Here is a 21,422-nt window from a genome sequence, read left to right as displayed (position 1 = left end):
GATGCGATGACTTCACATCAAGCCAGATTCGTCCAAAGCGTCAAGTGCTTCCGCATCACACGAAAACACTCTTCGCGCTCGCGTTTATCGTCAAAGTTGTACGGATATCCGACTTCTATCTGGACATCAGAAGAACTCGGCGGCCTACTCAGTGCGTCCCTCCTGAACTCGCTATTTCTCTCCCGGATTTTATCGACAAGACTGTCATAAGCGGCGCCTACCTCACGCGAGTCGAGAGTTAGACGCCGACGATGGAAAGCGAGGGATGCTTGAGCTTCGCCTAGGGCTGCCGCTAAATGTGCACGCGTTTGTGGTGTCTCGTCGTGCAATCGCAGAAAAGTATAGGGAAGTTGCCGATAACGCTCTACGGCATCCAGCGCGTCCGCGTAGCGCCGAGCTCGCTCGGAACGCCTCGCGGCAGCACTGTTCAATAGGTAGCCGGCGAGGGCAGTCGCTGCCGCGATAAGACCGACGGCAAGAGTCGCATCAAGCTGCATCCGTGCAATCTACGCCGTGGAGTCAAGCGCGACGCACACGCGCAACGCCGAGACTAGGCAGTCACAAATGGGTAGCTACTTAGGAATATCTCAGCAATCTCCTCGTAGACGCCCGGACCCCCCGGAAGATGCCTCAGCAAGGTTTGCGCCTGAGCGTGATCCAGCTTGATCCGCAAGTCAGAGAACTCAGGCGCGTCCAAGCTTGCGAGATGCCGAAGCGTCGCACCGTAAACAGCCTCTCTTACGACGGGGCTGTCTCCATGTATGGGATCGACAAGGATTACGAAGCGTGGGTCCAAGCGGCGAGTGTGCGCCACCGCTTCTAGCTCTCGATAGGACGCCTCGACCGCACGGTAGAACGGCTCGCCGCGAGTCGAAAGGACACCGATACCCTTCTCAACCAGTGCAGCTAACAGGCCTGCGAAGAAGTCATCGACTGTCAGGTCATCCATCGTCGCGTCCACCCTCATTGCACAATGATTGATTCGATCGTATCGATGCAGGTGGTACTGTCGTTGATCTGACAGCCACTACCACTGCTTTCCCATCCACTTCGGAAACGAGGCTTAGCCCGAACAGGTTGTGGCGTCACGTCCGTGGGGAGCTGGCCGGCACGTCCACGGCACCAAATCTTCGGGCCTCGCCTCCACCAGGCCACTCTGCAAGCTCCAGGGTATCGCAAAACGCCCATAAGGAGCGGATACTCGGAGCGGTCGTGGGACCTCCGATGCCGAGCCTCGCCATCTGTGACTGAGGGGTCTACCCTCAGCCACATGGTCCGCGACCCATTGAACGCTCACCAAGGCCGCCTAGAGGCTTGGACCAAGGAACTGCTCGACCCGTATATCGCCCGACTCAAACGACACTCGCCGCCTTACGAAACGGCGAAGGAATTCAACGACCCCGTCTGGGGCACTTTGCAGCTCCGGCCCTACGAAGTCGTGATCCTTGACTCGCCCCTGCTTCAGCGCCTCCGGCGAATTCGCCAACTCGGCGTTGTTCACTTTGTCTACCCTGCTGCAACCCACACTCGGCTAGAGCACAGCTTGGGCGTGGTTCATCAGGTCCAACGTCTGGTTACAAGCATCAATGATCACGGCCTCTCGAGCGATCCTGAAGGTCGGCGAGATAAACCGCTGTCCGAGCATCACGAGATAATACTCAGACTCGCCGCCCTGTGTCACGACGTGGGACATGGCGCAATGTCTCACGTATCCGAGTACTCGATCGAGGAAATTCGGGAATGCGAAGACATACGTCTCCAGTTTCAGAAATACCACGAGCGCGCCGCCCCTAGTCAATTGTCGGAGATAGCGGCGTACTACATTCTGGGATCACCTGCATTTGCGAATCTGCTGTCAGAGGTGAGTCGGCTTTGCTCTGTGCCTTTCATCGATAGCCTGCCTGAGAAACTCCAAGCAATTGTGATAGGCAAGAGCATCGGCACCGACGTTCTACTACTACACGAACTCATCAGCGGACCCTTTGATGCCGACAAGCTCGACTATTTGGCTCGCGATGCGCTAATGTGCGGTGTTCCCAGCGTGGCCGACGTCCCCCGATTGATCCAGAAAGCTCGAGCAGTTCGTGTAGATAGGACCCAGCTACCCAAGAAGCTCAAGAAGTTGGCGGTCGACAAGCAAGGCACATATCTGGTAACAGGGATTGCACGTAGCGGCGCGCGAACATTAGAAGAAATAGCCCTGGCGAGGGCTCTAATGTTCGACAAAATATACAGGCATCAAAAGGTCCGCGCTACGGAAGCCATGGTCTTTAGTCTGATCCGTGAACTAAACAAGATCACCCCAGATCACCCTGCAATGCTCCCCTTTAAGATAACTGACGACGAGCTGCTCTCTTTGACCTTAGAAGACATTGAGTCCTTAAGTGGCCGCCAATCTAAATCTCTTAGCGAAGAGCAATTGAGCGCCGCCAAAGCAGCGACTTACATCGCGAAACGATTGCGTGACCGACGACTGTTCGTGCGCGGTTTCGCTTTCGCCGCCGTCATGCCTCAAGACCCTTATCGCGATGAACCCGAGCACAAAGAAGGATTAGAGCGTTTAATCGCAGATTGCGATAAGCCGGACATGAGAACGCGAATAATCGCCGGCATCTCCAAGCTTATTCAGGAGATCTGCCCCTTAATTGACAATCCAACGCTCGCCGACGTTCCAGGCGGCCAACTCGATCCCTTTATCTGGCTAAGCGCACCCAAATCTCCGCCTAAGATCAGCGGGACGGAGACTGGCCATGCCTATCTAATCGACGAGAATGGCTGGCTCCTGCAGGCCGAAGAGAACGTTGCTGAAACTCCAGGCTGGGCAGGCGCTCACGTTTCCACCCAAGACCTCGGATACATATTCTCCCTTCGCAGGTTGTCGACAGTTGTTTTCATTGCCGCCGAGGCTTACGCGCGAGAAGAATATGGAATTCGAATCCCGGACACGATGTTCGCTTACGCTAAGCAAGATCCGACCAAGGTGGATAAGCTTAAACGGCAGCTAGACAGAGCGGGCTGGTACGATTCCAAACCTCTCGATATCCGGCCAATGCCCCTGAATCTCACCTTACTCGACGCATCCGACCGCGCAGATGACATCGTCGAGAGGCTGGCTGGCTACTCGGGACCATGGCAGATGCCGCAGGCTGGCCTTAAAGCCCCTACATCTACTATAAATCGGCAGAAGGTGCTGTCGTTTGTCCGCCAGTTCCATGAGGACGATCTTGTCGATACGGCATTAACGATGCTGGGCCAGATCAAGGTGATCGGACGAGTGGACGCAAACCAAGCGCTCAAGGCCTTCTTGGATCAAGCACCCGATTTCAGGTCCGCCAGTTATACCGCCTTGGGTGAATATCGGGACTCGTCCGCCCTATTGACCTACTATGTGGGTGACGTCGCTCAGAGTAACGGCCTTACGCAGCACTCGCTCGGCGAGGCACTGATGCTAGACCAGCCGATAATTTTCGTTGACGACCTTGTCGGGCGAGGGAGCCAGTCTATCTCGATCGTCGAGAAGTGGCTCGGCGAAAAACCGACCGAACAGCTCAACGAGAGACGGGCGCACAGCTTATCGCCAAGCCAGGTTGCCGAGCTGCGGAGGCACCGGTTGGCTTTTGTCTTTGTCGCGGGCCTAGATGCGGGAAGGGCCCGACTGGAGAAGCGTCTGGAAGAGTTGGGACTTCAAGCGGATGTCTTCGTACATATACCAGAAAGCAAGCTTCCCTTCTTGGAGACGGTTATCGACGACACCGAGAAGTTGGAGCGGATGAAGGCATTCTGCAGCCGAAAGGGTTATGAGCTACTCGCAGCCGAAGAGCATCGGACAGAAGACTGGATGACGGGGCGCGTACTTGGGTACGGCAATCTGGGACTTCTGGTCGCAAGCACATATAATACTCCATCCGCGACTCTGACCTGCCTTTGGCATGGCGGCAGATCAGCCGTCGATTGGACGCCGCTACTACCACGGCGGAAGAAGCATTGAGCCGTTTCGGTTAGAGACCGAAGGCTGCCCCGAGCCGGCCCGAGAAGTATTCGCCCCCCACTGACTCTCCATTGTGCTGCCCTCCGCTGACCTGTCACGGCTTCACCGCCGGTAGCACGGCTGACTTGCGCAACTGGATAGGTCTGCGAAGTGGGCAGCGTCGGCATCCTGCCGACGCTGCCCGGCCGCTGGCAACCAATGGTCAGGCTGGCGCTCCCGCCGTCGCGGGCTTCTCCTCATCGGAACGCGCAGCGGCCGTCTCGTCGGCGTCGTCGTGCTCGTCGAGCATCGTGGCCTCGTCGAACGGGTCGTCGCCCCTGAGCACCCCGACCGCCCGGTCCCGGTCGAACTCGCCGGTCCACGTTCCGACCAGCACGGTCGCCACGGCGTTGCCCGCGAAGTTGGTCAGCGCGCGGGCCTCCGACATGAACCGGTCGATGCCCACGATCAGCCCGACACCGTCGACGAGGTCCGGTCGGTGCGACTGGAGCCCACCGGCCAGCGTCGCGATGCCCGCGCCGGTCACGCCCGCCGCACCCTTCGACGCGATGATCATGAACAGCAGCAGCGACACCTGCTCGCCGATGGAGAGCGGGTTGCCCATTGCCTCGGCGATGAACAGCGACGCCATCGTCAGGTAGATCGCCGTGCCGTCCAGGTTGAACGAGTACCCGGTCGGCACCGTGATGCCGACGACCGGCTTGCTCACCCCGAAGTGCTCCATCTTCGCGATCAGCCGCGGCAGGGCCGACTCCGACGACGAGGTCGACAGGATCAGCAGGAACTCCCGGCCGAGGTAACGCAGCAGCGAGAAGATCGAGATCCGGGCCACGAACCAGAGCAGCGCGCCGAGGAACACCAGCACGAAGATCAGACAGGTCGCGTAGAAGCCCAGCATGATCTGGGCGAGACTCTTGAGCGCGTCCACCCCGGTCGCGCCGACCACGGCGGCCATGGCACCGAACGCACCGACCGGCGCCAGCCACATGATCATGGCGAGGACCTTGAAGACGACGCGCTGGATGACGGCGATCGCGCCGAGCACCGGCTCGCCGCGCCGGCCCATTGCCTGGACGGCGAAACCGACCAGCAGGGCCACCAGCAGCGTCTGGAGGACCTCGCCCTCGGTGAGCGCGGACAGCATCGTGGTCGGGATGATCCCGAGCAGGAACTCCGTCGTACTGGCGGCTTCGTCACCGGCGGCGGCCTTGCCCGCGCCCGCGAGGTCCGAGCCCAGGTTCAGGCCGGAGCCGGGGTGGATGAGGTTGCCGACGACCAGGCCGATGGCGAGCGCCACTGTCGACATGGTGAGGAAGTAGCCGAGGGCGAGGCCGCCGACCTTGCCGACCTTCGCGGCCTGCCGGACGGACCCGACGCCGAGCACGATGGTGCAGAAGATGACCGGGCTGATCATCATCTTGATCAGGTTGACGAAGCCGGTGCCGATCGGCTTGAGTTCCTTGCCGAAATCGGGGGCCACCAGGCCAACCACGATGCCGGCGAGCACGGCCACGATGACAGCGATGTACAGGTAACGGGTACGGTCCCGGCGGGCCGGGGACGCCGGTGAGGTGGTGGATGCGGTGGTGTCCATGTCGACAATGTGAAGCGTGTCTCACCCGTTGACAGCCTTGCGGTCATTCTGTTCACCGCTGAGGAGACAACGGCAGCGGCGCAATGAGGAGGTGGTGGAGGTGGCCCGACGCCAGTGGAGCATCGCGGCGCAACTCTTCGCCCTCCAGGCGGTGGTGGTGACGCTGCTCGTGCTGGCCGGCGCGGCGGGCGCCGTCTGGCTGGCCCGCAGCGACTCCCGCCAGGCCGCGCAGGAGGAGGTGCTCGCGGTGGCGCAGACCGTGGCCGGCTCCCCCGACGTCCGCGCGGCCCTCGCGACCGCCGACCCGGCCAGCATCCTCCAGCCGTACGCCGAAGCGACCCGGGAGGCGACGGGCACCGACTTCGTGGTGGTGATGGCCCCCGACCGCACCCGTTTCTCGCACCCCACCCGGGAGCGGATCGGCGAGCCGTTCGTCGGCGACATCGGCCCCGCCCTGGCGGGTCGCGCGTTCACCACCACCAACGTCGGGACGCTCGGCGAGTCGGTGCGGGCGGTGGTTCCGGTGTACGACGAGCAGCGGCGCATCGTCGGTCTGGTCTCGGTGGGCATCACCACCCGCGCCATCAACCGCAAGCTGCTCGGCCAGTTGCCGGTGCTGTTCGGTGTCGCCGCGCCGGCCCTGGCGCTCGCCGCGACCGGCTCCTGGCTGCTCAGTCGCCGACTTCGCCGCCAGACGCACGGTTTGGGGCCGGCGCAGATGACCCGCATGTACGAGTACTACGACGCGGTCCTGCACTCCGTCCGCGAAGGTCTCGTCGTGCTGACCACCGACCGGCGGGTGGCACTGGTCAACGACGAGGGACGCCGACTGCTGGGGCTCGACGCGGACACGCCGGTGATCGACCAACCGGTCGCCGGGATCGACCTGCCGCCAGCGGCGGCCGAGTTGCTCGGCTCCGGGCGCGACGCCCGCGACGAGCCGATCGTCGCCGGCGACCGGGTGCTCGTGGCCAACCAGCGGACCACCCGCTTCGAGGGCGCGGTGCTCGGCACCGTGCTGACCCTGCGCGACCAGACCGAGCTGCGCACGCTGGCCAGCGAGCTGGACTCGGTGCGCGCGCTGACCGAGGCGTTGCAGGCGCAGACCCACGAGTCGGCCAACCGGCTGCACACCGTGCTGACCCTGGTCGAGTTGGGACGCGCCGACGAGGCCGTCCGGCTCGGCACCCGGGACCTGGCCCTCGCCCAGCAGCTCACCGACCGGGTGGTCGGCGCCGTGACCGAGCCCGCGTTGGCCGCGCTGCTGCTGGGCAAGTCCGCGCGGGCCGGCGAACGCGGGGTGGACCTGGTCATCGAGCCGGACTGCCGCCTCGACGACAGCCCACTGCCGAGCGGCGACCTGCTCACCGTGGTCGGCAACCTGGTCGACAACGCCCTGGAGGCGGTGGCCGGCACGCCGGCGCCACGCCGGGTGCGGGTCTTCGTCGGCGCCGTCGACGACGAGCTGGTGATCCGGGTCGCGGACAGCGGCCCCGGGCTGGCCCCGGAGCGGGTGGCCGACGCGTTCCGGCGTGGCTGGTCCACCAAGAGCACCGGCCGCGGCCTCGGTCTGGCGCTGGTCGGGCAGGTGGTCCGCCGGCACGGCGGCAGCGCCGAGGTGACTCGCTCGGACGACGGCGGCAGCCTGTTCACCGTCCGCCTGCCCGGTGGAGGTGAGCGGTCGTGACCGACATCCGCGTGCTGGTCGTCGAGGACGAGCCGCTGCTCGCCGAGGCCCATTCCGCGTACACCGAACGGGTTCCCGGGTTCGTGGTGGTCGGCGTGGCGCACACCGCGCGGGCGGCGATGGCTGCCCTGCGCGCCAACGACGGCGGCGACGTCGACCTCGTACTCCTGGATTTTCGGCTGCCCGACCTGCACGGCCTGGACGTCTGCCGGGCGCTGCGCGCGGCCGGCAGCAGCGTCGACGTGCTCGCGGTGACCTCCGCGCGGGACCTGGCGGTGGTGCGCACCGCGGTGTCCCTCGGGGTGACCCACTACCTGCTCAAACCGTTCACGTTCGCCGCGTTTCGCGACAAGCTGGAGCGGTACGCGGACTACCGCGCGCAGGCCCTCGCCGACGGCGAGGTGGCCGCCCAGCACGACGTGGACCGGATGTTCGCCACCCTGCGCGGCACCGCCGGACACAGCCTGCCCAAGGGGCTCGACGCGCAGACCCTCAATCGGGTACGCGCCGCCCTCACCGACGGGGCCGGCGCCCAGGCGGGGCTGTCCGCGACCGAGGTGAGCGGGCTGACCGGCATCTCCCGGGTGACCGCCCGCCGATACCTGGAATATCTGGTGACCGTCGACCGGGCGGCCCGCAGCCCCCGCTACGGCACCCCCGGCCGCCCCGAAGTCGAATACCGACCCCGCTGAGCGACCCCGCGCGCCGCCCCGCCCGGCGCCGCCCCGCGCCGCGCCGCGCCGCCCCGCCCCGCCCCGCCCCGCCCCGCCCCCATCGTCAAGATCCGAGCAACTTCCCTGTTGTTGCTGCCTCCGGCACGCGTGAGACAGCAACATCCCTGATGTTGCGCGGATCTTGACGATGGGCGCCGTCGCGACGGTGGTGGTCGGCGGGAACCCGGTGGCGGGGTGAAGATCCGTTGTTAGACTTGGCCGAGTTGGGTTGGTGGCACGACCAGGGAGACCAGACATGGCGGGTGACGACGACATCTCCGGGTGAGACCGGATGTGTTCGGCCATCGGTTCGGCGCGCGTAGGCGCAGCCGCCGAGGCCATGCCGTCGTTCCACCGGTTCCCGTTGTCGTCGGGCGACCTAGGCGCGCCCACCCCACCCTTTGAGGTCACTCGCATGTCTGATGCGTTCATCGTCTGCTCGAACCTGTCCTTCTCCTGGCCGGACGACACCCCGGTCTTCTCGGAGCTGTCCTTCACCGTCCCGGGCGGGCGCACCGGCCTGGTCGCGCCCAACGGCGCCGGCAAGAGCACCCTGCTGCGGCTGATCGCCGGGGAGCTGCGGCCCAGCGGCGGCAGCGTCACCGTCGACGGCCTGCTCGGCTACCTCCCGCAGACCCTGCCGCTGGTCGGCGACCTGACCGTGGCGCAGGTCCTCGGCGTCGCCGAGCGGATCGCGGCCCTGCACGCCATCGAGGCCGGCGACGCCAGCGAGGCGCACTTCGCCACGATCGGCGACGACTGGGACATCGAGGAACGCACCCGTGCCGAGCTGGACCGGCTCGGCCTCGGTGAGCTGTCACTCGACCGGCGGCTGCACACCCTCAGCGGCGGCCAGGTGGTCTCCCTCGGTCTGGCGGCGCAACTGCTGCGCCGCCCGGACGTGCTGCTGCTCGACGAGCCGACCAACAACCTGGACCTGGAGTCTCGGCACAAGCTCTACGACGTGCTCACCGACTGGTCCGGCTGCCTGCTGCTGGTCAGCCACGACCGGGAACTGCTGGACCGGATGGACCGCATCGCCGAGCTGGACCGCGGGGAAATCCGCTGGTACGGGGGCAACTTCACCGCGTACACCGAGGCGGTGCAGGCGGCGCGGGAGGTGGCCGAGAGCAACCTGCGCAACGCCGAGCAGGAGGTCAAGCGGGAGAAGCGGGAGATGCAGCAGGCCCGGGAGCGGGCCGACCGGCGGGCCAGCAACGCCTCGAAGAACCTCAAGAACGCCGGCCTGGCGCGGATCGTGGCCGGTGGGCTGAAGCGCAGTGCGCAGGAGTCGGCGGGCCGGGCGCAGGAAACCCACTCCAACCGGGTCGGTTCGGCCCAGGCGCGCCTCGACGAGGCCGGCCGGGCGGTACGCGACGAGGACCGGATCACCGTGGACCTGCCGGACACCACCGTCCCCGGCGGGCGCACGGTCTTCTCCGGCCAGGGGATGCGGGCCCGCTTCGACGACCGGGAACTGTTCGGCGGCGACGGCGCCGACCTGGTGATCCGGGGGCCGGAGCGGATCGCGCTCACCGGGGCGAACGGCGTCGGCAAGTCGACACTGCTGCGCCTCGTCAACGGTGATCTCGAACCGGCCGGCGGCGAGCTGAAACGCGGCGACGGGCGGATCGCGTACCTGTCGCAGCGGCTGGACCTGCTGGACCTCGACCGCACGGTGGCGGAGAACTTCGCCGCGTACGCGCCGAGCCTGCCGGACGCGCAGCGGATGAACCTGCTCGCCCGGTTCCTGTTCCGGGGCTCCCGGGTGAACCTGCCCGTCGGGGTGCTCTCCGGCGGTGAGCGGCTGCGCGCGACCCTCGCGTGTGTGCTCTGCGCCGAGCCGGCGCCGCAACTGCTGCTGCTCGACGAGCCGACCAACAACCTGGACCTGGTCAGCGTCGCCCAGTTGGAGAGCGCGCTGTCCGCGTACCAGGGGGCGTTCGTGGTGGTCAGCCACGACGAACGGTTCCTCGCCGAGATCGGCGTGCAGCGCTGGTTGCGGTTGGCCGACGGCCAACTACGGGAGATCAGCGCCCCCGACCGGGACTGACCGGTGGCCGTCCGCGGCCCGGCCGGTGTGCGCCGGCTGGGCCGCGGCCCGGTCAGCTCACGTTGGCCGGGCCGAGGACGCTCTTCAGGTCACCCATCAGCGCGGTCGTCGCCGCCACCCGGAACGGGCCCAGCCGCAGGGTGGTGGTGCGCCCACCGTTCTGGAGTTTGACGTGCACCTCGGTGTCGCCGGGGTGCAGCACCAGGGTTTCCTTGAGTTTCTCCACCAGCGGCGGTGTGCACCGGTGCACCGGGATGGTGAGGGTGACCGGCTTGTTGGTGGCGCTGGTGCTGACATCCGGCATGGACATGTCCATCGCCATGATCCGTGGGGTGTCGTCGCGGCGGTCCACCCGACCCTTGACCACCACGATGGCGTCCTCGGCGATGTACTGCCCGATCACCTCGTAGGTGTTGGGGAAGAACAGCGTCTCGACCCCACCGGCCAGGTCCTCCAGGGTGGCCGAGGCCCAGGCACGGCCCTGCTTGGTGACCCGGCGCTGCACACCGGACAGGATGCCGGCGAGGGTGACCACCGCCCCGTCGGGCACCGCGCCGTCCTCGGCCAGGGAGGCGATGGTGGTGTCGGCGGCCGCGTTGAGGATGTGCTCCAGGCCGAACAGTGGGTGGTCGGAGACGTACAGGCCGAGCATCTCGCGCTCGAAGGCCAGCTTGTCGCGCTTGTCCCACTCGCTGTCGCCGATGATCGGCATCACCGTCGTGCTGCCGGTGTCGGCGTCTCCGAAGCCGGCGCCGAACAGGTCGTACTGGCCGACCGCCTCCTTGCGCTTGACATCGGCGTACGCGTCGATGGCGTCCGCGTGCACCGCGAGCAGACCCTTGCGGGGGTGGTCCAGCGAGTCGAACGCACCAGCCTTGATCAAGGATTCGATGGTCTTCTTGTTGCAGACCACCGCGTCCACCTTGGACAGGAAGTCGTAGAAGTCGGCGTAGTCGCCCTTCTCCTCCCGGCACCGCATGATCGAGGCGACGACGTTCGCGCCGACGTTGCGCACGGCGGCCAGGCCGAAGCGGATGTCCTTGCCGACCGGGGTGAACGGCCCGGCCGAGGTGTTCACGTCCGGCGGCAGCACCTGGATGCGCATCCGGCGACACTCGGCCAGGTAGAGCGCCATCTTGTCCTTGTCGTCGCCGACGCTGGTCAGCAGCCCCGCCATGTACTCGGCCGGGTAGTGCGCCTTCAGGTACGCGGTCCAGTAGGAGACCAGGCCGTACGCGGCAGAGTGCGCCTTGTTGAAGGCGTAGCCGGCGAAGGGCACCAGGACGTCCCACACCGCCTGGATCGCCTCGTCGGAGTAGCCACGCTCGCGGCAGCCGTCCCGGAACGGGATGAACTCCTTGTCGAGGATCTCCTTCTTCTTCTTACCCATGGCCCGGCGCAGCAGGTCCGCCTGGCCGAGGGTGTAGCCGGCGAGGATCTGCGCGGCGCGCTGCACCTGCTCCTGGTAGACGATCAGGCCGTGGGTGGGCTCCAGGATCTCCCGCAGCGGCTCTTCCAGCTCCGGGTGGATCGGCGTGATCTCCTGGAGCTTGTTCTTGCGCAGTGCGTAGTTGGTGTGCGAGTCGACGCCCATCGGACCGGGTCGGTACAGGGCCAGGACGGCGGAGATGTCCTCGAAGTTGTCCGGCTTCATCAGCCGCAGCAGGGACCGCATCGGCCCACCGTCGAGCTGGAACACGCCCAGGGTGTCACCGCGGGCCAGCAGCTCGTACGCGGCCTTGTCGTCCAGCGGCAGGCCCAGCAGGTCGAGCTTCCGACCGTGGTTCAGCTCGATGTTCTTGACCGCGTCGTCGATGATCGTCAGGTTGCGCAGGCCGAGGAAGTCCATCTTCAGCAGCCCGAGCGACTCGCAGGTCGGGTAGTCGAACTGAGTGATGATCGCCCCGTCGGCATCCCGCCGGGTCAGCGGGATGTGCTCGATGATCGGCTCGGCGGACATGATGACGCCGGCGGCGTGCACACCGGTCTGCCGGATCAGCCCCTCGATGCCCTTGGCCGTGTCGATCACCTTGCGGACGTCCGGGTCGGAGTCGTACAGGCCGCGGATCTCACCCGCCTCGGCGTAGCGGGGGTGCTTGTTGTCGAAGATGCCGGTGAGCGGGATGTCCTTGCCCATCACCGCCGGTGGCATGGCCTTGGTGATCCGGTCGCCGACCGCGTACGGGAAGCCGAGGACCCGGGCCGAGTCCTTGATCGCAGCCTTCGCCTTGATCGTGCCGAAGGTGGCGATCTGGGCGACCTTGTCCTCACCCCACTTGTCCGTGACGTACTTGATCACCTCACCGCGCCGACGCTCGTCGAAGTCGATGTCGACATCCGGCATCGAGACCCGCTCGGGGTTGAGGAACCGCTCGAAGATCAGGCCGTGCTGGATCGGGTCAAGGTCGGTGATGCCCAGCGCGTACGCGACGAGCGACCCGGCGGCGGAACCACGACCCGGGCCCACAGCGATGCCCTGGTTCTTCGCCCACTGGATGAAGTCGGCGACCACGAGGAAGTAGGACGGGAAGCCCATCTGGTTGATGACGCCCAGCTCGTACTCCGCCTGGACGACATGCCCCTCCGGAATGCCGTTCGGGTAGCGGCGGGCCAGACCGGCGAACGTCTCCTTGCGGAACCAGGACTCCTCGGTCTCCCCCTCGGGCACCGGGAAGCGTGGCATCAGGTTGTGGAACTCGAACATGCCGGTCGGGTCGACCTTCTCGGCGACCAGCAGGGTGTTGCGGCAGCCCTCCTGCCACAGCTCCGACGAGTCCACTGCGCGCATCTGGTCGGCGCTCTTGATGAAGTAACCGCCACCCTCGAACCGGAACCGGTTCGGGTCGTCGATGTTGCTGCCGGTCTGCACACAGAGCAGCACGTCGTGGGCGGTGGCCTGTGCCTCGTGGGTGTAGTGCGAGTCGTTGGTGACCACCGGCGGGATGTCCAGTTTGCGGGCGATCTCGGTGAGCCCCTCACGGACCCGGCTCTCGATGGAGAGGCCGTGATCCATGATCTCCAGGAAGTAGTTGTCCTTGCCGAAGATGTCCTGGTAGCTCGCGGCGACCTTGAGCGCCTCGTCGAACTGGCCCAGCCGCAGCCGGGTCTGCACCGCGCCGGACGGGCAGCCGGTGGTGGCCATGATCCCCTCGGCGTGCTCGGCGATCAGCTCCATGTCCATCCGGGGCCACTTGACGTAGTGCCCCTCCATGGACGCGCGCGAGTTGAGGGTGAACAGGTTCTTCAGGCCACGGGCGTTCTTCGCCCACATCGTCTTGTGGGTGATCGCGCCGTTACCGGAGATGTCGTCGCTCTTCTGCTCCGGCCGACCCCACTTGACGCGCGCCTTGTGGTAGCGCGACTCCGGCGCCACGTACGCCTCGACGCCCAGGATCGGGGTGATCCCGGCGGCCATCGCCTGGTTGTAGAAGTCGTTCGCGCCGTGCATGTTGCCGTGGTCGGTGATCGCCACGGCGGACATGCCGAGCCGCTTGGCCTCGGCGAACAGGTCCTTGAGGCGGGCCGCTCCGTCGAGCATCGAGTATTCCGTGTGCACGTGCAGATGCGCGAACGAATCGGCCATGCCTGGCGCCCCCCGGCGGTGTGGATCTTGTTGGTCGGAGCCGACCGGGACCTACCCTACCGAGGTGATCTCGGCGGCTCCACCGTCCGCGCCGACGGTCGTGGCCCTCGTCTCCTACTCGCCCGCGAGTGCGCCTAGGCTCTTCAGGATGGCGAGGTACTACGACGTGCACCCGGAGAACCCCCAGCCCCGGATCATCGGCCAGGTCGCCGACCTGATCCGCGGTGGTGGGCTGGTCGCCTACCCGACGGACTCCTGCTATGCCCTGGGCATCCAGCTGGGCAACCAGGACGGGCTGGACCGGATCCGCCAGGTCCGCCACCTCGACGACCGGCACCACTTCACGCTGGTCTGCCGGGACTTCGCGCAGCTCGGCCAGTTCGTCCGGATCAGCAACTCGGTCTTCCGGCTGGTGAAGGCGTCCACCCCGGGCAGCTACACCTTCATCCTGCCGGCCACCAAGGAGGTGCCCCGCCGGATGCTGCACCCGAAGAAGCGCACCGTCGGTGTCCGCGTACCCCGGCACACCGTCACCCAGGCGCTGCTGGCCGAGCTGGCCGAGCCACTGGTGTCGAGCACCCTGGTCCTGCCCGGCGACGACGAGCCGATGACCCAGGGGTGGGAGATCAAGGAACGGCTCGACCACCAGCTCGACGCGGTGCTCGACGCCGGCGACTGCGGCAAGGAGCCGACGACCGTGATCGACCTGTCCGGCCCGGAGCCGGAGATCCTGCGCCGGGGTGCCGGAGACGTGTCCCGCTTCGAGTAACGCGTCGGGTGCCGGACCGTACCGGGGCGCGGCGGCCGCACCGGTCGTACGCTCGGGGATCGGCACCGGCGAGCATTGGACACCCGGCATGCCCGACGCGGACGACATCGACGCGCTGGCCCGGTCCGCCGGGCACGGCGACCCGGCGGCACTGGACGCCCTGCTGCTCGCGGTACGCCCCGAGGTGCTGCGGCTGTGCGCACGCTTCCTGCCCAACCGGGAGGACGCCGAGGAGGCCTGCCAGGACACCCTGCTGGCGCTGGCCAACGGCATCACCCGGTTCGAGGGGCGCTCCTCGTTCCGCACCTGGCTGCACCGGCTGACCGCCAACCGGGCCCGCTCGACGTACCGCACGCTGCGCCGCCGCTGGCGGTTGGAGGCCGGCGGCGTGCCCGTGCCCGAGCAGGCCGACCCGCGACGGACCAGCGTGGTCGCGGGCACCCGCCTCGACCTGCTCGACGCCTTCGACGCGGTCCGCCCCGACCTCGCCGAGGTGGTTGCCCTGCGCGACGTCCTCGGGCTGAGTTATCCCGAGATCGCGGCGCTGCTCGACGTGCCGGTGGGCACCGTGAAGTCCCGGCTGCACCTGGCCCGGCGGCGGGTCCGGCAACGACTCGGCGCCGAATGAGCCCCACCGCGCGACTCCCTTGGATCCGCCGGCTCCTCGCCGGTGGCGTCGCCCTCGGGGCCGCCGTGGCGGTCGCGGCCTGCGGCGGCACCGACGCGGTCGCGCCGCTGCCCGTGCAACCACCCGCCGAGTCCCGACCGTCGCCGACCCCCTCGGCGATCCCGGCGCCCACCGCATCTCCGTCCCGACCGCCGCCGACCAGCGGGCGTCCGATCGCGGCACCGCCCGCACCGGCCACCGCCAGGGGTACGCCGCACCGCCCGGCCGCCACGTCGACCGGGCCGACCACGAGCTGCCAGGGCGCCGTGCGCTACGACCTGCCGCTGGCCGAGACCGAGCTTGAGCTGCTGCGGTCCCTCTGCTTCGCCGCCGGCGCGGTGCTGCGGATCCAGGGCATCGGCCCGGGCCTGGTCACCGTCGACCGCCCGGAGCTGGTCTCGCAGCACTACGAGGCCGGCGTGGTGGACATCCGGTTCGTCCGCCCCGGCACCGTCGACGTCACGATCCCCCAGCAGGACCGGGAGCACACCATCACCGTGGTGGTCCGCTAGCCCGCCGCGATCTGACCGGCCCGCGCACTGTCACCCGTCACCACGGAGCGCCATTCAGCGCACCCGTCACCACGGAGCGCCATTCAGCGCACCCGCACGCCGGCGAGCAGCCCGTCCACGAAGTCGGGTCCGCCGTCCAGTGGTGGCACGACCTGCACGTACACCAGAGCGCCGCGGGCGGGATGCAGGCCGGCCGACTCGACGATCCGCGGCCGGTCCCGGTCGCAGCGGTACGCCACCACGGTCCACTCGACGCCCGCCTGGCGGGTGGTGCGCACCGGCGCGGACGTGCAGTCCCCGTGCGTGCGCTCGGCCAGGAACCTGGCGGGCGTGGTGCGCGCCGCCGTGCTGACGGAGACGCCGACGAACGCGCCGGGCACCCCGGGGTCGGCGGCCCAGCGGCGGGGCTGCGGCGACATCACCAGCGCCGGTTCCGCTTCGCCGTCGGCGTCGTACTGACCGGCCCAGGTCGCCCCGGTGGCCGACCAGCCGTCCGGCAACGTCACGGTGAGCGGTCCGGCGGTGTAGGTGTCGCGTTCGGCCCCGGTGCCGCCCGGCTCGGCGCCCACCACGGCGACGGCCGCGACGGCCGCCCCGGCCAGCAGCATCCGGTACGGGCGACGGGCCATCGGCGACGACTGCCGGACGGGATCGGTGGCCCGGTCGAGCGCGGTGTGCAGCGCGGCGGCGTCCGGGTAGCGGTCGGCCGGCCGGTGGGCGGTGGCCCGGACGAGCACCGCCGCCACCCGCGCCGGCACGCCGTCGCGCAGTCGCAGGGCGCCGGTCGATCTGGGCGGGTCGGGCCCGGGGGCGGCGGCGAGCAGGCGGATCCCGAGCCGTCCGAGCCCGTACACGTCGGCGCGGGTGTCGATCACCGCGCCCGGGTCGTCCTGCTCCGGCGCCATGTAGCCGGGCGTACCGGCCCGGGCGGTGAGGCCGGAGGCGGCGGCGAGCGCCTTGGCGAGACCGAGGTCGGCGATCAGCACCCGCTCGGCGCCGGAGGGCGCCCCGGTGGATTCCGCGCCGGAGGGCGCCGGAGTGGAGTGGAACAAAATGTTGCCGGGAGTGAGGTCGCGGTGCACGACGCCGTGGCGGTGCAGCACGCTCACGCCCGCGCAGATCTCGCCGAGCAGGCGCAGCGCAGCCGGAACGGAAATCTCAGCGAGAGCGAGCCGGTCCCGGAGACTGCCCCCGTTCGCCCAGGCCAGCACGGCGTACGGCCGTCCGTCGGGCAGCTCACCAACGGCGTGCACCCGGACCAACCGCTCGTGCTCCAGCCGGCGCAGCAGCCGGGCCTCGTCTCGGAAGCGTTCCCGGACCCGCAGGTCGTGGCTCCAGTTCTCGGCCAGCACCTTGATCGCCACGTACCCGTCGAGCACCGGGTCGTAGCCCAGCCAGACGGTCGCGAACGATCCGACGCCCAGCAGCCGCTCGATGGAGTAGGGCCCGATCCGTTGCGGAGCCGTCACCGCGTCACCCCCGGCCAGCACGGTCGGTCGGCGTCTCTCTGCACAGTAGACCGGGCTGGTCGGAAAGCCGACGAACCGTTGGGCCGGGCGCGGTGACTAACAGGGCAGAGACCCATCACCGAAGGAGCGCACGATGAACCGACCCTCGATCCTCCTCACCACCGCCGCGCTGGCGCTCGGCACGCTCGTCCCGCTGGTCAACGCAGGTCCGGCCTCGGCGGCTCCGGTGTCGGGCGGCACCGCGCCGGCCTCGACGCGCGGACCACTCGCCACGGCCGGGCACAGCCACCCGCAGGTGCTCGGCGTCGGCGGCGCCGGGGCGTACCGGATCGGCGCCGACCTGGCGGCGCTCACCGCGGCCGGGCGCATCGGCTGGACGGCGACGGCCTGTGGCGGGGTGGTGCACGCCGGCACGACCGGTTCCTGGGCGGGGGTGCTCATCCTGGCCTTCCGAGACGGCCGGCTGGTGGAGGTCGGTACGGCCACCGCGCCGCCACGCTCCCCCGCCGGCGCGATGGTCGGCATGTCCTTCGACGAGTTGGAGGACATCTATGGCCGGCGGGGTTCGCTGATCCGCAACGACGCCGGGGACGCCGAGGCTTACCTCGTACGGGTCGGCTCCCGGGTCGAGCTGTTCACCGGGCACCCGATCCGGCCGGGCGTGGGCTACTTCCAGGTCGGCCCGGCCAGCTTCGTCGAGCGGAACTTCCGGCAGGGCTCGACCTGCTGATCCGTGTCAGATCTCGGGGCGTCCGGCCCGTGCCGGGCGCCCCTCGTGCTGCCCGGCGCGGCCACCCGTCCAGTGCATCTGTGAGCGACACGATGATATCGGCGTAGACAACACTGTGTGGCACACAGTATGGTGTGACACATGGTTAGCGAGGACGTTCTACGGACGCACCTACAGGAGTTGCGTCGAGGCACCGTCGTGGTGGCCAGCCTGGTCGCGTTGCGCCGACCGGACTACGGCTACGCACTGCTGCAACGGCTCACCGACCACGGCTTCCCGGTCGACGCCAACACGCTCTACCCGCTGCTGCGCCGCCTGGAGGACCAGGGGCTGCTGACCAGCGAGTGGAACACCGCGGAGAGCCGGCCGCGCAAGTTCTACCGGACCAGCGACGAGGGCGAGTCGATGCTGACCCGGCTCCTCGACGACCTCGCCGCCGTACAGACCTCCATCACCGGGCTGATTCAAGGAGCCGACCGATGAACACCCTGACCGACCGCTACCTCGCCGCCACCCTGCGCTCGGTGCCCACCCAGCGCCGGGACGAGATCGCCAGCGAGCTGCGCGCCTCGATCGAGGACATGATCGAGGATCGGACCGGCAGCGGCCAGGACACTCCCACCGCCGAGCGGGAGGTGCTCACCGAGCTGGGCAACCCGGACGAGCTGGCCGCCCGGTACGCCGATCGCCGGTTGCAGCTCATCGGCCCGACCTACTACCTGGTCTGGCTGCGCCTGCTGAAACTGCTGCTCAGCTTCATCCCGGCGCTCGTCGGCACGATCGTCGCCATCGTCAAGGTCGCCGAGGGCAGCGGTTTCGGCGCCATCGGACCAGGTCTCGTCGTCGCCCTGCACGTGGGCGTGCACATCGCTTTCTGGCTCACCCTGACCTTTGCGATCATCGAACGCTCCCAACCGGCCGTGGACCTGCCGGACTGGACGGTCGACCAACTGCCCGACGTCCCGGCGCACCGCGACGTGTCCCTCGCCGACACCATCGCGTCGGTGGTCATGCTGGTGGTGACCATTGGCTACCTACCGTTCCAGCACTACCGGTCCTGGGTGCGCGACACCGACGGCGACAACATCCCGATCCTCGACCCGGCGCTGTGGTCCTTCTGGCTGCCGGCACTGATCGTCGTCATGCTCGGCACCCTGGTGTTCGAGATCGTCAAGTACCGGATCGGGCATTGGAACCGGGCGCTGTTCGGGACCAAGGCGCTGCTCAACCTCGCGTTCTCGGTGCCGCTGGTGTGGCTGGCACTCTCCGACCGGCTGCTCAACCCCGCCCTCGGCGAGCGGCTGAGCTGGCTGGCGGACGCGGACAACCGCAACCTCATCGGGGTCGCCATCGCGGTCGGCACAGCCGCGATCCTGGTCTGGGACCTGATCGACACCGCTCTGAAGACGCGCCGCCAGACGGCGTGAGCGACACCCGACACGACGGCCCGGCGCGCACCCCACGCCGGGCCGTCGCCCGTCGGCAGGAGCTGGTAGCTGCCCCGCCCGGTGGACGGGCACCGGGGGTTCCGTGGCATCGTTCCTGGATGAGCACCTCATCGCGAGAGGACTGGCGCCGACCCGGCCCGACGGCAGAGCAGCGTCGGGTCGACCTCTGGCTCGGCCTCGGGGTGACCGCGCTGGCCCTGGTGAGCCTCACCCTGGCCCGCAGCACCGGGGCGTTCATGCTGGGTCCGCCGCCGTCCGGGCCGGAGCAGCTGTTCTGGACCGTCGCGGTGACCCTGCCGCTGATCTGGCGGCGACGCTGGCCGGCCGCGACCCTGCTGATCATCTCGGTGGCTTTCATCGCCGCGCAGGCGCGCTCGGCCCCGGAGACCCAGTTCTCCTCGTGGGCCCTGTTCTGCGCCCTCTACACGGTGGGCGCCTGGGGACAGGACCGTCAGCGGTCCCGCAGGCTGCGGATCGGCGTGATCGCCACGATGTTCGCCTGGCTGGGGATCTACTACGCGGTGTCCATCGACCACATCCCGCCCGGCGCCTTCGCCGACGCCGTCGGGCCGGTGCCACCGGTGCTCGCCGCGATGGTCACCGGCGTCCTCGTCAACGTGCTGGTCTTCGGTTTCGCGTACTTCTTCGGCGAGACCGCCTGGGTCGCCGCACGCCGCGAGCACGAGCTGCGGACCCAGGCCGAGGACCTGCGCCGGTCCCAGGCCGAGGCTCGGGAACGGGCGGTGCTCGGCGAACGGGTCCGGATCGCCCGGGAGCTGCACGACGTGGTCGCCCACCACGTGTCGGTCATGGGGGTGCAGGCGTCCGCCTGCCGCCGGGTCTTCGACCGCGACCCGGGTAAGGCCCGCACAGCCCTCACCGCCATCGAGCAGAGCGCCCGCACCGCCGTCGACGAGCTCCGTCGGATGCTCGGCGTGCTGCGGGCCCCCGCCAACGCCGACGCCGAGCCGCCGGCGACCGGCGGCGTCGAACGGATCGGCGAGCTGGTCGAGCGGGCCCGAGCCGCGGGCCTCACGGCGACCCTCGGGGTGTACGGCGACGCGGTCGCGTTGCCCGAGTCGGTCTCGCAGGCGGCCTACCGGGTGACGCAGGAGGCGGTGACCAACACCCTGAAGCACGCCGGAGCGAACGTGTTGGACGTGCGGGTCCGGTACCTGGCCCGCGAGGTGGAGGTCGACGTGACCGACGACGGACGAGCTGGCCGCCGGGTCAACGCCCTCGGGCTGGGCCTGATCGGAATGCACGAACGGGTCAGCGCCCACGATGGCGACCTGGAGGCCGGGCCGCGCGCCGGTGGCGGCTGGCGGGTACGCGCCCGCTTCCCACTGCCGGCAGCGGCGGACCCGCCGGTCGGCGCGCAGCGGGCACCGAGCGACGAGCAGCAGCCGGTCGTCGACACGGCGCGTTCGGCATGAGCGCCGCACCGACCGGCGAGACGTCGGCCCCGGGTCCGACCGTCCGGGTGCTGCTCGCCGACGACCAGCACCTCGTCCGCACCGGCTTCCGGGTCATCCTCGAGGTGGAGGACGACATCGAGGTGGTCGGCGAGGCGGCCGACGGCGAACGGGCCGTCACCATGACCCGAGCCACCCGCCCGGACGTCGTACTCATGGACGTGGAGATGCCCGGGATGGACGGCCTGGAGGCCACCCGGCAGATCACCGCCGACGGGCCCGGGGGGCCGGCGGTGCTGATCCTCACGACCTTCGACCGGGACGACTATCTCTTCGCCGCGCTGCGGGCCGGTGCCAGTGGCTTCCTGTTGAAGAACGGCACGCCGGAGGAGCTGATCGAGGCGATTCGTGTGCTGGCCAGGGGCGACGGCCTGCTCGCCCCGGAGATCACCCGGCGGGTGATCTCCACGTTCGCCCGTCCCGGTGACCCGGCGGGCACCGCCCACCGGGGACCGGAGGCCGACGCCGCGCTGGCCGGGCTGACCCCGCGGGAACGGGAGGTGCTGGTGCTGCTCGCCGGCGGGTCGAGCAACGCCGAGATCGCCGCGAGCATCCACCTGGGCGAGGCGACGGTGAAGACGCACGTGAGTCGGGTGCTGGCCAAACTGGGCCTGCGCGACCGGGTCCAGGCGGTGGTGTTCGCGTACGAGAACGGGGTGGTCCGGCCCGGCGGGTGACCGCCATCCGTCGTAGGACGGACCCACCCGCTCAACCGTCGGGCGGACGGCGTGACG

The 21,422-nt window shown here is 68.6% G+C and carries 16 protein-coding genes; 12 read left to right on the top strand and 4 right to left on the bottom strand.

Features of this window, described 5'->3' with window-relative positions; all coding sequences use genetic code 11:
* Window positions 1–550: 550 nt before the first annotated feature.
* On the bottom strand, window positions 551–967 hold the full coding sequence (locus tag GA0070619_RS07445; RefSeq protein ID WP_088947385.1) for a hypothetical protein: 417 nt from the start codon (window positions 965–967) through the stop codon (window positions 551–553).
* Between the two features lie 303 nt (window positions 968–1,270).
* On the opposite strand from GA0070619_RS07445, the gene GA0070619_RS07440 reads away from it, so the two are divergent.
* Window positions 1,271–3,988: an HD domain-containing protein gene (locus GA0070619_RS07440; RefSeq protein WP_157743926.1), complete on the top strand. Its 2,718-nt coding sequence runs from the start codon at window positions 1,271–1,273 to the stop codon at window positions 3,986–3,988.
* Window positions 3,989–4,190: 202 nt separating this feature from the next.
* Here GA0070619_RS07440 and GA0070619_RS07435 read toward each other — a convergent pair whose 3' ends face one another.
* Window positions 4,191–5,582, bottom strand: coding sequence for a cation:dicarboxylate symporter family transporter (locus tag GA0070619_RS07435; RefSeq protein ID WP_088947383.1), 1,392 nt, complete (start codon window positions 5,580–5,582; stop codon window positions 4,191–4,193).
* A gap of 100 nt (window positions 5,583–5,682) precedes the next feature.
* Here GA0070619_RS07435 and GA0070619_RS07430 point away from each other — a divergent pair, with 100 nt between their 5' ends.
* The 3 genes from GA0070619_RS07430 to abc-f all read left to right on the top strand — a co-directional run bounded on the left by GA0070619_RS07430 (window position 5,683) and on the right by abc-f (window position 10,035).
* Window positions 5,683–7,269, top strand: a complete 1,587-nt coding sequence (locus tag GA0070619_RS07430; RefSeq protein WP_088951620.1) for an ATP-binding protein — start codon at window positions 5,683–5,685, stop codon at window positions 7,267–7,269.
* On the top strand, window positions 7,266–7,961 hold the full coding sequence (locus GA0070619_RS07425) for a response regulator (RefSeq protein ID WP_088947382.1): 696 nt from the start codon (window positions 7,266–7,268) through the stop codon (window positions 7,959–7,961). Before GA0070619_RS07430 ends, GA0070619_RS07425 begins: the two co-directional genes overlap by 4 nt.
* A 436-nt stretch (window positions 7,962–8,397) precedes the next feature.
* A complete protein-coding gene (gene abc-f, locus GA0070619_RS07420; RefSeq protein WP_088947381.1) occupies window positions 8,398–10,035 on the top strand; it encodes a ribosomal protection-like ABC-F family protein in 1,638 nt (545 codons plus the stop codon).
* 52 nt (window positions 10,036–10,087) lie between these two features.
* On the opposite strand, the gene dnaE is transcribed toward abc-f, so the two are convergent.
* Window positions 10,088–13,618, bottom strand: coding sequence for a DNA polymerase III subunit alpha (gene dnaE / locus GA0070619_RS07415; RefSeq protein ID WP_088947380.1), 3,531 nt, complete (start codon window positions 13,616–13,618; stop codon window positions 10,088–10,090).
* A 148-nt stretch (window positions 13,619–13,766) separates the two neighbouring features.
* On the opposite strand from dnaE, the gene GA0070619_RS07410 reads away from it, so the two are divergent.
* The 3 genes from GA0070619_RS07410 to GA0070619_RS07400 all read left to right on the top strand — a co-directional run bounded on the left by GA0070619_RS07410 (window position 13,767) and on the right by GA0070619_RS07400 (window position 15,566).
* The gene (locus GA0070619_RS07410) at window positions 13,767–14,387 is read left to right on the top strand and encodes an L-threonylcarbamoyladenylate synthase (RefSeq protein WP_088947379.1); all 621 of its coding nucleotides are present in this window, start codon (window positions 13,767–13,769) and stop codon (window positions 14,385–14,387) included.
* Window positions 14,388–14,475: 88 nt separating this feature from the next.
* Entirely contained in the window at window positions 14,476–15,015 is a 540-nt protein-coding gene (locus GA0070619_RS07405) for an RNA polymerase sigma factor (RefSeq protein ID WP_088947378.1), read from the top strand.
* Window positions 15,012–15,566 carry a hypothetical protein gene (locus tag GA0070619_RS07400; protein WP_088947377.1) on the top strand — a complete coding sequence of 185 codons (555 nt, stop codon included), beginning with the start codon at window positions 15,012–15,014 and terminating at the stop codon, window positions 15,564–15,566. The genes GA0070619_RS07405 and GA0070619_RS07400 overlap by 4 nt, the downstream gene beginning before the upstream one ends.
* 83 nt (window positions 15,567–15,649) lie before the next feature.
* Here GA0070619_RS07400 and GA0070619_RS07395 read toward each other — a convergent pair whose 3' ends face one another.
* Window positions 15,650–17,035, bottom strand: coding sequence for a serine/threonine-protein kinase (locus GA0070619_RS07395; RefSeq protein ID WP_088951619.1), 1,386 nt, complete (start codon window positions 17,033–17,035; stop codon window positions 15,650–15,652).
* A 133-nt stretch (window positions 17,036–17,168) separates the two neighbouring features.
* Here GA0070619_RS07395 and GA0070619_RS07390 point away from each other — a divergent pair, with 133 nt between their 5' ends.
* From GA0070619_RS07390 to GA0070619_RS07370, 5 genes are all read left to right on the top strand, one after another.
* Window positions 17,169–17,765 carry a hypothetical protein gene (locus GA0070619_RS07390; protein WP_088947376.1) on the top strand — a complete coding sequence of 199 codons (597 nt, stop codon included), beginning with the start codon at window positions 17,169–17,171 and terminating at the stop codon, window positions 17,763–17,765.
* Window positions 17,766–17,906: 141 nt separating this feature from the next.
* Window positions 17,907–18,248 carry a PadR family transcriptional regulator gene (locus GA0070619_RS07385; RefSeq protein ID WP_088947375.1) on the top strand — a complete coding sequence of 114 codons (342 nt, stop codon included), beginning with the start codon at window positions 17,907–17,909 and terminating at the stop codon, window positions 18,246–18,248.
* Window positions 18,245–19,192 carry a permease prefix domain 1-containing protein gene (locus tag GA0070619_RS07380; protein WP_088947374.1) on the top strand — a complete coding sequence of 316 codons (948 nt, stop codon included), beginning with the start codon at window positions 18,245–18,247 and terminating at the stop codon, window positions 19,190–19,192. The genes GA0070619_RS07385 and GA0070619_RS07380 overlap by 4 nt, the downstream gene beginning before the upstream one ends.
* 119 nt (window positions 19,193–19,311) lie before the next feature.
* Window positions 19,312–20,649: a sensor histidine kinase gene (locus tag GA0070619_RS07375; RefSeq protein WP_088947373.1), complete on the top strand. Its 1,338-nt coding sequence runs from the start codon at window positions 19,312–19,314 to the stop codon at window positions 20,647–20,649.
* Window positions 20,646–21,365 carry a response regulator gene (locus GA0070619_RS07370; protein ID WP_088947372.1) on the top strand — a complete coding sequence of 240 codons (720 nt, stop codon included), beginning with the start codon at window positions 20,646–20,648 and terminating at the stop codon, window positions 21,363–21,365. The genes GA0070619_RS07375 and GA0070619_RS07370 overlap by 4 nt, the downstream gene beginning before the upstream one ends.
* The last annotated feature ends 57 nt before the right edge of the window (window positions 21,366–21,422 follow it).

Origin of the sequence: Micromonospora zamorensis (genome assembly GCF_900090275.1) — a bacterium.
GTDB lineage: Bacteria > Actinomycetota > Actinomycetes > Mycobacteriales > Micromonosporaceae > Micromonospora > Micromonospora zamorensis.
The sequence above is the reverse complement of the archived record's forward strand: the minus strand, read 5'-3'. Positions and strand labels throughout refer to the sequence as shown.

Bases quoted from the DNA above. Each gene is read 5' to 3' on its own strand.
- GA0070619_RS07410 (WP_088947379.1), top strand. From the start codon at position 13,767: ATGGCGAGGTACTACGACGTGCACCCGGAGAACCCCCAGCCCCGGATC.
- dnaE (WP_088947380.1), bottom strand. From the start codon at position 13,618: ATGGCCGATTCGTTCGCGCATCTGCACGTGCACACGGAATACTCGATG.
- abc-f (WP_088947381.1), top strand. From the start codon at position 8,398: ATGTCTGATGCGTTCATCGTCTGCTCGAACCTGTCCTTCTCCTGGCCG.
- GA0070619_RS07375 (WP_088947373.1), top strand. From the start codon at position 19,312: ATGAGCACCTCATCGCGAGAGGACTGGCGCCGACCCGGCCCGACGGCA.
- GA0070619_RS07405 (WP_088947378.1), top strand. From the start codon at position 14,476: ATGCCCGACGCGGACGACATCGACGCGCTGGCCCGGTCCGCCGGGCAC.
- GA0070619_RS07435 (WP_088947383.1), bottom strand. From the start codon at position 5,582: ATGGACACCACCGCATCCACCACCTCACCGGCGTCCCCGGCCCGCCGG.
- GA0070619_RS07385 (WP_088947375.1), top strand. From the start codon at position 17,907: ATGGTTAGCGAGGACGTTCTACGGACGCACCTACAGGAGTTGCGTCGA.
- GA0070619_RS07400 (WP_088947377.1), top strand. From the start codon at position 15,012: ATGAGCCCCACCGCGCGACTCCCTTGGATCCGCCGGCTCCTCGCCGGT.
- GA0070619_RS07440 (WP_157743926.1), top strand. From the start codon at position 1,271: ATGGTCCGCGACCCATTGAACGCTCACCAAGGCCGCCTAGAGGCTTGG.
- GA0070619_RS07380 (WP_088947374.1), top strand. From the start codon at position 18,245: ATGAACACCCTGACCGACCGCTACCTCGCCGCCACCCTGCGCTCGGTG.
- GA0070619_RS07370 (WP_088947372.1), top strand. From the start codon at position 20,646: ATGAGCGCCGCACCGACCGGCGAGACGTCGGCCCCGGGTCCGACCGTC.
- GA0070619_RS07390 (WP_088947376.1), top strand. From the start codon at position 17,169: ATGAACCGACCCTCGATCCTCCTCACCACCGCCGCGCTGGCGCTCGGC.
- GA0070619_RS07445 (WP_088947385.1), bottom strand. From the start codon at position 967: ATGAGGGTGGACGCGACGATGGATGACCTGACAGTCGATGACTTCTTC.